Here is a 12,927-nt window from a genome sequence, read left to right as displayed (position 1 = left end):
ACTGCGGTCCGGCCGGGCCGTCAGGCGGCCGGCGGCACGTACAGCTGGGCCAGGCGGCTCATGTGGCGCAGCGACAGGCGGTGCATGGTGATCAGCTCCAGCAGGCCGTTGCGGTGCAGTTCCAGGACCTTCTCATCCGGCAGTTCGGCCAGGGCCTTCTCGTTGACGGTCATGAAGCCGTCCACGTCCAGCTTCTCGCCGCTGGGCAGTTGCGCCTCGAAGCGCATGTCCTGCAGCAGGTTCAGGTCCTGCAGCACTTCGCAGGCCTGGCGCGTGCGCTCGGCCTCGCGCTCGAAGTCCTCGCAGAATTGCTTGGCGTTGAGCAGCAGGTCGCTGGCTTCGCCGTCTTCCTTGAACAGGGGCTCGCCCTCGGTCTCGGAGAACGCGCCGGAGCCGGTGTCCAGGCACAGCGCCATTTCGTCGCCGCTGTCGCTCAGGCGCGCCATGGCGAAGGGATAACGGCGCACATACGCCGGCAGGTAGCGGGCGGTCCACAAGTCGTCCTTGATGAACACGTTGCTGCCCTGCTTCAGGCCGAACACGGCCAGCGGCGCGATCGGCGGGCGCTGGCCTTCCGGGGCCTGGCCCACGCGCACGAACACCACCGGGTATTCGAGGCTCGCGTCGGCGAATTCGGCCACGGCGATGAACAGCGAGTTCAGGCCGCGCAGGCGATCCAGGGACGACACGCCGCCTTTCATGCGGGTGTTCTTGTGCTGCACCCGGTCCACCGGCACCAGGTTGTCATACATCGGGGGGTTGCTCATACAGTCACTCCATCGTCGGCCAGTCTCGAGACCAGCACCTTGTCCACACGCTTGCCGTCGAGGTCAACCACCTCGAATCTCCACGCGTCCCACTCCACCACGTCGGCCGTGCGCGGCAAACGCCCCAGCAGCAGCATCACCATGCCGGCCAGGGTGTTGTAGCGCCCACGATCCTCCTCGGGCAGTTCCTTCAATTCCAGGCGGTCCTTCAGCTCGGTGACCGGGATCAGGCCGTCCATCAGCCAGCTGCCGTCCTCGCGTTGCACCGCCCAGGCATCCTCGCCATCGGACGAGTTGAACTCGCCCGCGATGGCCTCCAGCACGTCGCGCATCGCGACGACGCCCTGCACTTCGCCGTACTCGTCGACGACGAACACCAGCGGCGTCTCCGCCCGCCGCATGTGGGCCAGCAGCTCCATGCCGGACAGCGTCTCGGGCACGAACACCGGCGCTTCCAGACCGGTCGACAGGTCCAGCGGCTCCCCGGCCAGCGCGCGCGCGAGCAGGTTCTGGGCGCTCACCACGCCGACCACGTCGTGCAGGCCGCCGCGGCAGACCGGGTAACGGCTATAGCCGTGCGCGCGCAGGATCTGCAGCACCTGATCGGGACGGTCGGTGGCGTCGAGCCAGGCGATTTCCGCGCGCGGAATCATCATCGAGCCGATCTGGCGCTCGTCCAGCCGGAACACGTTGCGCACCATCTGGTGCTCGTGTTCCTCGATCACGCCGGCATCGCGACCTTCGTCGAGGCTGGCGGCGATCTCTTCTTCCGTCACCGCGCGGTTCGCGCGGCCGCCCATGCCGAGCAGCTTCAGCGTGAACTCGGTGCAGAAGCTCAGCAGCTTGACGAAGGGCCGCGTCACCAGCGACATGATCTCCATCGGCGGCGCGACCAGGCGGGCGACGTTCTCGGGGTACATCTGGCCCAGGCGCTTGGGCACCAGCTCGCCGAAGATGATGGTCACGAAGGTCAGCACCATGACGACCAGGCCGATGGCGGTGATCTCCGCGGCGCGTTCGGTCATCGGCGTGTGGGCGCGCAGCAGTTCCGCGACCGGACCGGAGAACGCGGCCTCGCCGACGATGCCGTTGAGCACGCCGATGGAGGTGATGCCGATCTGCACGGTGGAGAGGAACTTCGTGGGGTTCTCGTGCAGGTCCATCGCGGCCTGCGCGCCGCCCTCGCCGCTCTCCACCATGACTTGCAAGCGTGCCTTGCGGGAGGCCGTGAGGGCCATCTCCGACATGGCGAACAATCCGTTGAGCAGTATCAGGAAGAGAACTAGGGCGGTATCCATTGACAGCGCGGACCCGGTGGTAACCCGTAGTCGCGCCCAAAACACAAGGTCGGCAAGGTTAGCAGAGCCTGTGTGACGTCGACACCGCAAAATCCCCCTATGCATTACCTCATCGGCGATCTCCAGGGCTGCTGCGACGCGCTCGCCCGGCTGCTGGAAAAGATCGATTTCTCCCCCTCCCGCGACCGTCTCTATCTGCTGGGCGACCTCGTCAACCGAGGGCCCGACTCCCTCACCACGCTGCGCCGCCTGCAATCGCTGGGCGACGCGGCGCAATGCCTGCTCGGCAACCACGACCTGCACCTGCTGGCCACCGCCGCGGGGGTGCGTGCCCCGCACAAGGGGGACACCCTGGACGCGATCCTGAACGCGTCGGACCGGGAGCCGCTGCTGGAGTGGCTGCGACGGCAGCGGCTGGCGATGCGGTCGCAGGGCTGGCTGATGGTGCACGCCGGCGTGGTGCCGCAATGGGACGCCGACCAGACGCTGGCGCTGGCGGACGAGGTCCACGCGCTGCTGGCCGGGCCGGACCTGGCGGACTTCCTGCCGCAGATGTACGGCAACGAGCCAGACCGCTGGCAGGACGATCTGAGCGGCGTGCCGCGGCTGCGTTTCATCATCAACGTGCTGACCCGGATCCGCTTCTGCAATGCCAAGGGCAAGCTGGACTTCAAGACGAAGGAAGGCCTGGGCACGGCGCCGCCCGGATTCATGCCGTGGTTCGACGTGCCGGGCCGCCGCACGGCGGGGCACCCGACGGCGTTCGGTCACTGGTCGACGCTGGGGCTGGTCCAGCGCCCCGATCTACTGGCGCTGGACACGGGCTGCGTCTGGGGGGGCGAACTCACGGCGGCCCGCGTCGCGGACGGGCAGGTGCAGGAGATCATCCAGGTCGGCTGCGTGCAGGCGAAGAAGCCCGGCGAGGATTGAGACGCCCAGCCGGCGCTTACAATGCGCCCCTTCTCTTCCGGGAGACGTGGCCGAGTGGTTTAAGGCAGCGGTCTTGAAAACCGCCGAGGGTTCGCGCCCTCCGTGAGTTCGAATCTCACCGTCTCCGCCAGCGATGCGCTCCCCGACTCACTTCCCCCTCCCCGCCCCGCTCGCCCTGATCGGCGGCAACGAGGACCGTCTCGATCGACGGGAAGTCCTGCGGGCATTGGTCGCCGAGCTGCACGTCGGCGGTGCCTCGCCACCGGACATCGCGGTCCTCAGCACCGCCAGCGGCGAGCCTGAACTCCTCTGGTCCTACTACGAACCCGCCTTCCGTGAACTGGGCGCGCGGCCGCATTGGCTGGACGTGCGCGACCGCGAGGCCGCCGCCGACCCGGCCACGCTCGATCGCGTGCGCGGCGCGCGCCTGCTGTTCATGACGGGCGGCGATCAGGAACGCCTCGTCGAGGTCGTCGGCGGCACGCCGCTCCACGCGCTGATCCGCGAGCGCCATGCCGGTGGCGAGCTGCTCATCGCCGGCACCAGCGCGGGCGCATCGGCGCTGGGAACGCACATGCCGGTCGGCGACCTGGATGATCAATTCGCCGGGCCGGACGACGCCTATCCGCTGCATCCGGGGCTCGATCTGCTGCCGAGGCTGGTGATCGATCAGCACTTCGCCCAACGCAAGCGCCATGCGCGGCTGCTGCATCTGGTGACGCTGGACCCGCGCCGCATCGGCGTGGGCATCGACGAGGACACCATGCTGCTCCTTCGACCCGGAGAAGGGCTCCGCGTGGTCGGCGCTGGCGCGGTCACGGTGATCGACGGCACGCGGATGTCCGATCGGCGGGGGCCCGCGTCCGCGGCCGGCGATGTCGTGGCGCTGGAGAACGTCGGCTTCTATTTGCTGCCCGCCGGCACGTCACTCGACCTGGACAACGCGCGCTCGCCCGTGGCGCCGCATTTGCGCCGGGTGCTGGAGACGCTGGTGTCGCCCCCCACGCTGGGCAACGCCTGACCCCCTTTCCTTCTTCTCGGAACAATCGTCCTGGTGGCAGTCGCGCCGGTGCCGGAACGTCTGGTCAAGGGCCGCGCCGCCGGGCTGCAGATGCTGGAGCCGCCGTTCCCCATCGACGGCTTCGAGCTCGCGATGGTCTGGCACGAGCGCAATCACGGTCACGCGGCACAGCGATGGCTGCGCGAGCAGGTCTCACGGGTCGTGGCGTGAGGTCGATCTCGCCCGTGTTCATGAGCCCTTTACGACTCCTGAACGACTTCTTGACTTGAATCTGTCGGCAACCTGTCCGACGTCTCGAGCACCCGCGGTTTTGCGGGAAACGCGTATGACATCGGGGCGGCGCGCCGGAACCATGGCGGCATGTCAGTTCCCCCTCCCCTGGTGTGCAAATGATCAACCGCTCTCTTGCGCGAGGCTTCTTCCTCGCCGCGGTCGCCCTGTTCTTCGGACTCGGCGCGCTGCGTTACCCCATCGGCCGCATGGACCATGCCGGCGCTGGCATGTTCCCGCTGATGATCAGCGTCCTGCTGGGCATCGTGGCGCTCGCCACCATCGTGCGGGGCATCGTCGCCGGCGGCCCGCCGATGACCTTCACCATCAAGAACATCGGCCTGATCATCGCCGCGCTGTGCGCCTTCTCGCTGGTGTCCCGCTTCGTCAACATGTCGGTCGGCATCGTGGTGATGGTCTTCATCTCGACGGCCGCGGGCAGCTCGTACTCCTGGAAGCGCAACCTGGCGATCTCCGCCGGACTGCTGGCGATCGCCTTCGCCTTCCAGAAGTTCCTCGGTCTCAACCTGCCGCTGCTCTGACATGGAAATCCTCCACAACCTCGCGTTCGGGTTCGAGCACGCGCTGACCTGGCAGAACCTGATGTTCTGCGCCATCGGCTGCGTCGTCGGCACCCTCGTCGGCCTGCTGCCGGGCCTGGGCCCGCTGGCCACGATCAGCGTGCTGCTGCCGCTGACCTACTCCATCCCCGTCAACGGCGCGCTGATCATGCTCGCCGGCATCTACTACGGCGCGCAGTACGGCGACAGCGTCAGCGCCATCACGATGAAGATCCCGCATGCCAGCTCCATCGTGGCCTGCATCGACGGGTACCAGATGACGCTCAAGGGGAAGACGGGGCTGGCGCTGTTCACCGCCGGCATCTCGAGCTTCATCGGCGGCACCGTCGCCATCGTCGTGCTGTCCTGCCTGGCGCCGACGCTGGGTGAGGTGGCCTTCCTGTTCGGGCCGGCCGACTACTGCGCGCTGATGCTGCTGGGCTTCCTGTGCGTGAGCTTCGTGACCACGGGCAGCCTGCTCAACGGCCTGGCGATGTGCCTGATCGGCGTGCTCTTCGGCCAGATCGGCACCGACGTCAACAGCGGCCTGGAGCGCTACACCTTCGACATGCCCTTCCTGGCGGAAGGCGTCGGCCTGGTGAGCATCGCGCTGGGTTGCTTCGGCATCGCCGAGATCTCCAAGAACCTGGACGCGAAGAACGAGCGCACGCCCTTCAACGGCAAGATCCACCTGATGCCGACCTGGCCCGAGTTCAAGCGCATCATCCCGAGCGCGCTGCGCGGCAGCGTGGTGGGCTCGGTCCTGGGCATCCTGCCCGGCGGCGGCCCGACGATCGCACAGTTCGCGGCCTACGCGCTGGACAAGAAGGTCAGCAAGTACCGCGACGAGATCGGCGACGGCGCCATCGAGGGCGTGGCCGGCCAGGCCGCGGCCGACGAGGCGGCCGCCCGCACCAGCTTCATCCCGCTGATGAGCATCGGCATCCCGGAGAACCCGGTGATGGCGCTGATGATGGCGGCCTTCATCATCAAGGGCATCCAGCCGGGTCCCAACATGATCGGCGGCCACCCGGACATCTTCTGGGGCCTGGTCGCGAGCATGTGGATCGGCAACGTGTTCCTGGTGGTGCTGAATGTGCCGCTGGTGCGCTACTGGCTGTCGGTCTTCAAGATCCCGTACAACGTGCTGTTCCCGTCGATCCTGTTCTTCTGCTGCATCGGCACCTACAGCGTCAACAACAACCTCGACGACATCTTCGTCACCGCGGTGTTCGGCCTGGCGGGCTACATCTTCATGCGCCTGGACATGGACCCCGCGCCGCTGATGCTGGGCTTCATCCTGGGCCCGATGCTGGAAGAGAACTTCCGGCGCGCGATGCTGATCAGCCGCGGCCACTTCGATGTCTTCGTGACCCGTCCGATCAGCGCGACGCTGCTGGGCGTGATGGCGCTGTTCATCGGCTGGCAGTTGATCGCATTCATCCTGAACGCCAGGAAGAACCCAGGCAAAGGCAAAGGCAAGGACGGCGGGGTGACGCCGCAGGCGGCCTGAGGTCCCCCCTCGATCAGGCGCCTTCGCGCCGCCGTCCGCGCCCGCGGGCGGCGGCGCTTTTTCATTCGACGCACGAGCGAGGCGCCTCGCCTGCGCCCCGGCCGGATCACGCGCGCGCGACGCGGCGGTCCGCCGCGTCGCGATAGGCCACGAGCTCCACGGTCCCCATGCCCAACCCCGCCACGGCCGGCTCGGCGCGATTGCCGGCGTACTGCCGCGGCGCGCGCTCGCCGCGGTGGGCTTCATCCAGCGTCTGCAACGTCGCGCCCCGCGCGTGCAGCGGGTCGGTCCAGAAGCCGTAGGTCAACACGGTGAGTCCGCCGACGATGCCCTCGGTCGTCCAGTCCGCCGCCTGGAACGCCCGCGCATCGCCGACGCTCGGACGCCATGCGCGGGTCAGCGTGTTCTCCGCGAGCAGCGAGTCATAGAGCTGATTGAAGCCCGCGACGAAGGCACCGCGCGCGGCCATCGTGTCCCAGTGCCTCATGGTCGTCATCGCCTGCGTCGCGCTGCCGGTGCCCACGCGCGTCCGTGGCTGCGTGCCCAGGCCGTGGCGGCAGGCGTGATGCAGCATCAGCAGGGACCACAGGTCCACCGCCTCGCCGGCCCAGTTGGCCACACCGCGCGCCACGACGCCCTGGGTCAGCACCGCCCCCGCGGCAAGGTCGACATCCGGCGCGACGGCGAAGGCCCGACTCACCGCCAGTTGATTGATCGCGTAGCCCAGGCTGGTGAGCGCCAGCGAGCCTCGCGTCGGCCCGCTGTCGGGCTGCGTGGCCATCGGCCATCTCGCCTGCACGGCGTCGCGCATCAGCGGGTAGAGCACGACCTCGGCGAATCGGGTGCCGGCGTTCAACAACGTGCCGCTGGCCAGCCCCAGCGCGCCTGCCGCGGTCGGTAGCGCCATCAGCACGACGCGCGTGGCGCGCGAGTACCCGGTCGCCTCGCCGCGCCGCTCGTCACGCACCAGCAGCACGGCCTGCCCGACCGCGGGCACGGCCAGGCAGGCGCAGGACATCACCGTTCGTGCCGTCTCCGACAGGCCTTCGCTCATGGCGAGGTCCAGCGCGCGTCCGATGCCCTGGCGCGCCATCGTCGGCAACGCGACCGAGCCGACACTGCGCACCGCGCAGTGCGCGAGGTTCAGGACCGTCCGTCCGACCGGCCGCGCGTCCAGCCACTGCGAGGCGCCGCCGAACGCGGACACCAGCGTGGTGATCAGCGCACGCAGGCGCCCGCAAGGTCGGTCGCGATCAGGATCTCCGTCCAGTGCGTCGGTCGCGCGTTGGCGCAGGTCTGCCGGCAAGCCCTCTGGATCACCGTCGACGATGAACCGGTCCGCCTGCGCGGCCGGCGAGCCCGGCGCCGCCAGCAGATCGAGTCCCCGCGTCAGGTGCCGCGCGCAGGCACCGGTCTGCTCGCGCGCGTCCACGCTCAGCGCGTCCGCGATTTCGTCGATGAGCGCGGCATCCGATGGCGGCGAAGGCGTCGCGGGTGCTGTCGATGTCGCGCCATCCGCGCACGCGCCGAATCCGCTGGTCGAAGGCGGATCGACGACACCCTTCGACGACGGACCATCGTCGATCAGCGGATCGGCGACGAAATGGCTGGAGAACGGCGTGGCGAGCGGATGCATCGCCGCTCAGTCCGGCATGCCGAAGCAGGGTTCTTCCCCCCTCCGGGCGTAGGCACCGGACAAGCATCCGCCGCGGCGAACGATGCCGATGCGGGCCCGCGACGCGACGCGACGTGACGCGAGGGCGAGGGCGACGGCGTGCACACGTGCCCGCGTCGCCACCGCTCACGCAGACCGCGGACCACGGTCATGCGGTCATGCGGTCATGCGGTCATGCGGTCATGCGGTCATGCGGTCATGCGGTCACGAGCATGCCCTTGCGCTCGATGAACGCCACCACCTCGTCCAGGCCGCTGAGCGTCTTGAGGTTGGTCATCACGAAGGGCCGCGTCGGGCGCATGCGTTTCGTGTCCGCTTCCATCACGTCGAGGTTGGCGCCGACGTGCGGCGCGAGGTCGGTCTTGTTGATGACGAACAGGTCGCTCTTCGTGATGCCGGGCCCGCCCTTGCGCGGGATCTTCTCGCCGGCGGCGACGTCGATGACGTAGAGGGTCAGGTCGCTCAGCTCCGGGCTGAAGGTCGCGGCGAGGTTGTCGCCGCCGGACTCGATGAACACGACGTCGGCGTCGGGGAACTGCGCCAGCATGCGATCGATCGCCTCCAGGTTGATCGACGCGTCCTCGCGGATGGCGGTGTGTGGGCAGCCGCCGGTCTCCACGCCCATGATGCGTTCCGCCGGCAGCGCGCCGCTGACCGTCAGCAGGCGCTGGTCTTCCTTCGTGTAGATGTCGTTGGTGATCGCGACCAGGTCCCACTTGCCGCGCATCGCCTTGCAGAGCATCTCCAGCAAGGTCGTCTTGCCCGAGCCCACCGGACCACCGATGCCCACGCGCAGCGGCGGCAGCGTCTTGGTCCGGCCGGGAATGTGGTGCAGCGCGGTGCCGGCCGCGGACGAGGGGGCGGTGGGGGTGCTCATGATCGGAACAGTCGGGAGTACTGGGTTTCGTGGCGCGCCGCGAGGATGGACAGCATCGGCGCGAAGAGCTGGCGCCGCGCGGGCGGCGTGGCGATGGCCTCGGCCACCGCGCGGGGAATCTCCGCCGCCAGGCGCTGCAGCACGCGCTGGCCGGCGGTCTGGCCCAGCGGCACCGCCTTGAGCGCGGCCTGCACCTGGTTCTCGGCCCAGCCGAAGGCCTGCGTCTGCAGGGCTTGCTCGACGCTCACCGCGATCGTCGCGAGCGCAAGCGACAGCACGAAGGCGTGCGGCGCCGGCCCGTCGCAGCAACGGGCGAGGAACGCGAGCTGCCCTGGCGTCGCCATCGGCTGACCACGCAACCAGGCCAGCAGCGATTGGCCCATCTGCTCGCTCTGCAATCGGGCCTCGGCGCCGTCGCGGCTCATGCGCAGCCAGGCGACGAGCTCGATCAGCGCCGCCTCGTCGCCCGACCGCCAGGCCGCGATGCCCTGCGCGATCGCGGCCAGATCGCCGCGCGCCAGCAGGCGCAGCTGCTGGCTCAGCCACTCGCCCGCGGACGCATCGTCGCGCACCAGACCGTGCTCGACCGCCGACTCCAGCCCCTCCGAGTAGGAGAACGCCCCGATCGGCAACGCCGGCGACGCCAGCCAGACCAGCCGCAACAGCGGCGGGACCGGATCAGCGGCCGTGCTGGTGATCGTGGGCGTGGCCGTCGCCGTGCGCGTGATCGTGTCCGTGTTCATGTCCGTGGTCGTGTCCGCAGCCCGGGCCGTGCACATGCGGCGCGGCCGTGGCCTGGATGGCGATGGTCTTGCGGCCCGTGGGCGAGCGGCCATGCTCGCGTCCATGCGCGTGCGTCTCGGCATGCCCATGCCCATGCCCATGGCCGTGGCCGTGGCCGTCACCATGTCCGTGGTCCCCGCCGTTCGGATGCGCGTGGCCGCCCGCCGCATACGCGCCGCCCTCGGGCTCGAAGCCCTCCTGGACGTCGCTCACGATCAGGTGCATCGCGCGCAGCATGTCGGCCAGGACATGGTCCGGCTCGATCTTCAGATGGTCTGGCTTGAGCTCGATCTGCACGTGCCGATTGCCCAGGTGATACGCGGCGCGCAGCAGGTCGAAGGGCGTGCCGTGCGCCGTGCAGGGGGTGATGCGCAGCAGCGGCTGCGGCGCCGCGACGACGCGCACCAGCGAGCCGTCCTCCGCCACCAGCACGTCGCCGCCGCGTACCGCGGTGCCGCGCGCGAGGAAGACGCCGAGCTCGCGGCCCAGGCTGTCGGTGGCCTGGAAACGGCTCTTCTGGCGCGTGTCCCAATCGAGCGTGACGGTGCACGCGCGCTTGAGCAGCACCGGGGCCAGGCCGGCGCCCTGGGCCAGCAGTTTGGAAACTTGGATCATTCAGAACAGGAAGTAGCGCTGCGCCATCGGAAGCACGACGGCGGGCTCGCAGTGCAGCAACAGGCCATCGGCGCGCACCGCATAGGTCTGGGGATCGACCTCCATCCGCGGGGCGTAGGCATTGTGGATCATGTCCTTCTTGCCCACGCCGCGTATGCCCTTCACCGCGACCGTGGTCTTGGCCAGGCCGTAGCGCCGCGCGACGCCCGCCGCCTGCGCCGACTGCGACACGAAGCTCAGCGACGCGCGCGCCAGCGACCCGCCGAAGCTGCCGAACATCGGCCGGTAATGCACCGGCTGCGGCGTCGGGATGGACGCGTTCGGATCGCCCATCGCGGCCATCGCGATCACGCCGCCCTTCAGGATCAGGGACGGCTTGACGCCGAAGAACGCGGGTTTCCAGATCACCAGGTCGGCCCACTTGCCGACCTCGATGCTGCCCACCTCATGGCTGATGCCGTGCGCGATGGCCGGATTGATCGCCAGCTTGGCGACGTAGCGCTTCACGCGGGCATTGTCGTGACGCTCGCCGTCGCCGGGCAGCGGGCCGCGCTGCTGCTTCATCTTGTGCGCTGTCTGCCAGCAGCGGATCACGACCTCGCCGACGCGGCCCATCGCCTGCGAGTCGGAGCTGAACATGCTGATCGCGCCCAGGTCGTGCAGGATGTCCTCGGCCGCGATGGTCTCCTTGCGAATGCGGCTCTCGGCGAAGGCCAGGTCCTCCGCGATGGCCGGGTCCAGGTGGTGGCACACCATCAGCATGTCGACGTGCTCGTCCAGCGTGTTGATCGTGTACGGACGCGTCGGGTTGGTGGAGCTGGGCAGCACGTTGGCCTCGCCCACCACCTTCAGGATGTCGGGGGCATGGCCGCCGCCGGCGCCCTCGGTGTGGAAGGTGTGGATGGTGCGACCCTCGAAGGCGGCGACGGTGTCCTCGACGAATCCGCTCTCGTTGAGCGTGTCGGTGTGGATCGCGACCTGCGTGTCGGTCGCCTCGGCCACGTCCAGGCAGTTGCGGATCGCGGCCGGCGTGGTGCCCCAGTCCTCGTGCAGCTTGAGGCCGATCGCGCCGGCCTCGATCTGCTCGGTCAGGCCCTCGGGCCGGCTGGCGTTGCCCTTGCCGAGGAAGCCCAGGTTCATCGGGAACGCATCGGCCGCCTGCAACATGCGCTCGATGTGCCAAGGGCCTGGCGTGCAGGTCGTGGCGAAGGTGCCGGTGGCGGGGCCGGTGCCGCCGCCCAGCATCGTCGTCACGCCGCTGGCCAGCGCCTCCTCGATCTGCTGCGGGCAGATGAAGTGGATGTGCGAGTCGACCGCGCCGGCGGTGACGATCTTGCCCTCGCAGGCGATGACCTCGGTGCCGGGGCCGATGACGATGTCCACGCCCGGCTGCGTGTCCGGATTGCCGGCCTTGCCGATGGCGACGATGCGGTGGTCCTTCAAGCCGATGTCGGCCTTGACGATGCCCCAGTGGTCCAGGATCAGCGCGTTGGTCAGCACCGTGTCGACGGCGCCCTGCGCGCGGGTGAGCTGCGATTGCGCCATGCCGTCGCGGATGGTCTTGCCGCCGCCGAACTTCACTTCCTCGCCGTAGCCGCCGGCGCGCAGCGTCAGGTCGTCCTCGACCTCGATCACCAGCGCGGTGTCGGCCAGGCGCAGGCGGTCGCCGACGGTGGGGCCGAACATCTCGGCGTAGGCGCGTTTGCCGATGCGTGCCATCACAAAGCTCCCTGGATCAGGCCGCGGAATCCCCAGATCTCCCGGGTGCCGGCGAAGTCGACCAGCTCGACGGTGCGTTGCTGGCCGGGCTCGAAGCGCACGGCGGTGCCGGACGCGATGTTGAGCCGCATGCCGCGCGCGGCCTCGCGATCGAATTGCAGCGCCGCGTTGGTCTCGGCGAAGTGGTAGTGCGAACCCACCTGGATGGGCCGGTCCGCCCCGTTGGTCACCGTCACCACCAGCGTGCGGCGGCCGGGGTTGAGGGCCAGCTCGCCGGCGTCGGTCAGCAGCTCGCCGGGGATCATGCGATCACCATGCGGCCGAGCAGGCCCAGACCCAGCAGCGCGATCGCACCGCCGGCCGCGCGCGACCACGCCGGCGCCAGCGCGCGCAGCCTCAGCCCGACGCCCAGCCCCAGCGCATGCAGCAGCGCCGTCGCCACGACCATGCCCAGCAAGGCCGGCACGCCCTGAAGTTCCGAGCCATGGGCCAGCCCATGAAACACCGCGAAGGCGCCGACCAGCAGCGCCGATGCCGCGGCGCCGAGATGCCAGCGCGCCGCGGCGACCAGGCCCAGCACCAGCACCGACGCGGCCACCATCGGCTCCACGCCCGGCAAGGACAGGCCCGCGGCGCCGAGCAACGCGCCGATCAGCAGCAGTCCGGCGAAGGCGAACGGCGCGGCGAGCATGCGCCGGCCGGTCTGCGTGAGCGCGCTCCACAGCCCGACGGCGAGCATCGCGGCGAGATGGTCGAGACCGGTGAACGGATGCGTGAAGCCGGCGGCAAGGCCGTGTTCATGGACGCCGCCGTCGCCGGCGTGGGCCAGCGCCAGGGCCGGCAACAGCAGGGCGAGCGCGGCGGCGGGCATCGCGAGGAGGGAACGCGGGTGGGTCATC

At 69.5% G+C, this 12,927-nt stretch carries 14 protein-coding genes and 1 tRNA gene; 6 read left to right on the top strand and 9 right to left on the bottom strand.

From position 1 onward, the window contains the following. Positions 1–20: 20 nt before the first annotated feature. A complete protein-coding gene (locus CDN99_RS18550; RefSeq protein ID WP_088386372.1) occupies positions 21–767 on the bottom strand; it encodes a SapC family protein in 747 nt (248 codons plus the stop codon). Next, the gene (locus tag CDN99_RS18545) at positions 764–2,065 is read right to left on the bottom strand and encodes a hemolysin family protein (RefSeq protein WP_088386371.1); all 1,302 of its coding nucleotides are present in this window, start codon (positions 2,063–2,065) and stop codon (positions 764–766) included. Before CDN99_RS18545 ends, CDN99_RS18550 begins: the two co-directional genes overlap by 4 nt. Before the next feature lie 99 nt (positions 2,066–2,164). On the opposite strand from CDN99_RS18545, the gene CDN99_RS18540 reads away from it, so the two are divergent. The 6 genes from CDN99_RS18540 (at position 2,165) to CDN99_RS18520 (ending at position 6,359) form a co-directional block, all read left to right on the top strand. Continuing rightward, the gene (locus tag CDN99_RS18540) at positions 2,165–2,995 is read left to right on the top strand and encodes a symmetrical bis(5'-nucleosyl)-tetraphosphatase (protein WP_088386370.1); all 831 of its coding nucleotides are present in this window, start codon (positions 2,165–2,167) and stop codon (positions 2,993–2,995) included. 40 nt (positions 2,996–3,035) lie between these two features. Next, positions 3,036–3,125: transfer RNA gene (locus CDN99_RS18535), tRNA-Ser, on the top strand. A 3-nt stretch (positions 3,126–3,128) separates the two neighbouring features. After that, positions 3,129–4,016: a cyanophycinase gene (locus CDN99_RS18530; RefSeq protein ID WP_088386369.1), complete on the top strand. Its 888-nt coding sequence runs from the start codon at positions 3,129–3,131 to the stop codon at positions 4,014–4,016. A 33-nt stretch (positions 4,017–4,049) separates the two neighbouring features. Beyond that, positions 4,050–4,226, top strand: coding sequence for a type 2 periplasmic-binding domain-containing protein (locus tag CDN99_RS28715; RefSeq protein WP_158218885.1), 177 nt, complete (start codon positions 4,050–4,052; stop codon positions 4,224–4,226). Between the two features lie 179 nt (positions 4,227–4,405). Beyond that, entirely contained in the window at positions 4,406–4,828 is a 423-nt protein-coding gene (locus CDN99_RS18525; protein WP_088386368.1) for a tripartite tricarboxylate transporter TctB family protein, read from the top strand. A gap of 1 nt (position 4,829) precedes the next feature. Next, entirely contained in the window at positions 4,830–6,359 is a 1,530-nt protein-coding gene (locus CDN99_RS18520; protein WP_088386367.1) for a tripartite tricarboxylate transporter permease, read from the top strand. 106 nt (positions 6,360–6,465) lie between these two features. On the opposite strand, the gene CDN99_RS18515 is transcribed toward CDN99_RS18520, so the two are convergent. The 7 genes from CDN99_RS18515 to CDN99_RS18480 all read right to left on the bottom strand — a co-directional run bounded on the left by CDN99_RS18515 (position 6,466) and on the right by CDN99_RS18480 (position 12,926). Then, positions 6,466–7,995 carry a hypothetical protein gene (locus tag CDN99_RS18515; protein ID WP_088386366.1) on the bottom strand — a complete coding sequence of 510 codons (1,530 nt, stop codon included), beginning with the start codon at positions 7,993–7,995 and terminating at the stop codon, positions 6,466–6,468. Between the two features lie 235 nt (positions 7,996–8,230). Then, positions 8,231–8,911, bottom strand: coding sequence for an urease accessory protein UreG (ureG, locus tag CDN99_RS18505; RefSeq protein ID WP_088386365.1), 681 nt, complete (start codon positions 8,909–8,911; stop codon positions 8,231–8,233). Continuing rightward, the gene (locus CDN99_RS18500) at positions 8,908–9,654 is read right to left on the bottom strand and encodes an urease accessory protein UreF (protein WP_088386364.1); all 747 of its coding nucleotides are present in this window, start codon (positions 9,652–9,654) and stop codon (positions 8,908–8,910) included. The genes ureG and CDN99_RS18500 overlap by 4 nt, the downstream gene beginning before the upstream one ends. After that, complete coding sequence (gene ureE, locus CDN99_RS18495) at positions 9,590–10,309, bottom strand: urease accessory protein UreE (protein WP_088386363.1); 720 nt, start codon at positions 10,307–10,309, stop codon at positions 9,590–9,592. The genes CDN99_RS18500 and ureE overlap by 65 nt, the downstream gene beginning before the upstream one ends. Then, positions 10,310–12,028, bottom strand: coding sequence for an urease subunit alpha (ureC, locus tag CDN99_RS18490; protein ID WP_088386362.1), 1,719 nt, complete (start codon positions 12,026–12,028; stop codon positions 10,310–10,312). It abuts the gene before it with no gap. Continuing rightward, the gene (locus CDN99_RS18485) at positions 12,028–12,333 is read right to left on the bottom strand and encodes an urease subunit beta (protein ID WP_088386361.1); all 306 of its coding nucleotides are present in this window, start codon (positions 12,331–12,333) and stop codon (positions 12,028–12,030) included. Before CDN99_RS18485 ends, ureC begins: the two co-directional genes overlap by 1 nt. Next, positions 12,330–12,926 carry a HupE/UreJ family protein gene (locus tag CDN99_RS18480; protein WP_088386360.1) on the bottom strand — a complete coding sequence of 199 codons (597 nt, stop codon included), beginning with the start codon at positions 12,924–12,926 and terminating at the stop codon, positions 12,330–12,332. Before CDN99_RS18480 ends, CDN99_RS18485 begins: the two co-directional genes overlap by 4 nt. Position 12,927: the final 1 nt, after the last annotated feature.

It is taken from the genome of Roseateles aquatilis, from assembly GCF_002205645.1.
In the GTDB taxonomy this organism is placed as follows: domain Bacteria; phylum Pseudomonadota; class Gammaproteobacteria; order Burkholderiales; family Burkholderiaceae_C; genus Roseateles; species Roseateles aquatilis.
The sequence above is the reverse complement of the archived record's forward strand: the minus strand, read 5'-3'. Positions and strand labels throughout refer to the sequence as shown.

What these genes read in the sequence shown, in the direction of transcription:
- CDN99_RS18550 (WP_088386372.1), bottom strand. Translation starts at nt 767, where the DNA reads ATGAGCAACCCCCCGATGTATGACAACCTGGTGCCGGTGGACCGGGTG.
- CDN99_RS18545 (WP_088386371.1), bottom strand. Translation starts at nt 2,065, where the DNA reads ATGGATACCGCCCTAGTTCTCTTCCTGATACTGCTCAACGGATTGTTC.
- CDN99_RS18540 (WP_088386370.1), top strand. Translation starts at nt 2,165, where the DNA reads ATGCATTACCTCATCGGCGATCTCCAGGGCTGCTGCGACGCGCTCGCC.
- CDN99_RS18530 (WP_088386369.1), top strand. Translation starts at nt 3,129, where the DNA reads ATGCGCTCCCCGACTCACTTCCCCCTCCCCGCCCCGCTCGCCCTGATC.
- CDN99_RS18525 (WP_088386368.1), top strand. Translation starts at nt 4,406, where the DNA reads ATGATCAACCGCTCTCTTGCGCGAGGCTTCTTCCTCGCCGCGGTCGCC.
- CDN99_RS18520 (WP_088386367.1), top strand. Translation starts at nt 4,830, where the DNA reads ATGGAAATCCTCCACAACCTCGCGTTCGGGTTCGAGCACGCGCTGACC.
- CDN99_RS18515 (WP_088386366.1), bottom strand. Translation starts at nt 7,995, where the DNA reads ATGCATCCGCTCGCCACGCCGTTCTCCAGCCATTTCGTCGCCGATCCG.
- ureG (WP_088386365.1), bottom strand. Translation starts at nt 8,911, where the DNA reads ATGAGCACCCCCACCGCCCCCTCGTCCGCGGCCGGCACCGCGCTGCAC.
- CDN99_RS18500 (WP_088386364.1), bottom strand. Translation starts at nt 9,654, where the DNA reads ATGAACACGGACACGATCACGCGCACGGCGACGGCCACGCCCACGATC.
- ureE (WP_088386363.1), bottom strand. Translation starts at nt 10,309, where the DNA reads ATGATCCAAGTTTCCAAACTGCTGGCCCAGGGCGCCGGCCTGGCCCCG.
- ureC (WP_088386362.1), bottom strand. Translation starts at nt 12,028, where the DNA reads ATGGCACGCATCGGCAAACGCGCCTACGCCGAGATGTTCGGCCCCACC.
- CDN99_RS18485 (WP_088386361.1), bottom strand. Translation starts at nt 12,333, where the DNA reads ATGATCCCCGGCGAGCTGCTGACCGACGCCGGCGAGCTGGCCCTCAAC.
- CDN99_RS18480 (WP_088386360.1), bottom strand. Translation starts at nt 12,926, where the DNA reads ATGACCCACCCGCGTTCCCTCCTCGCGATGCCCGCCGCCGCGCTCGCC.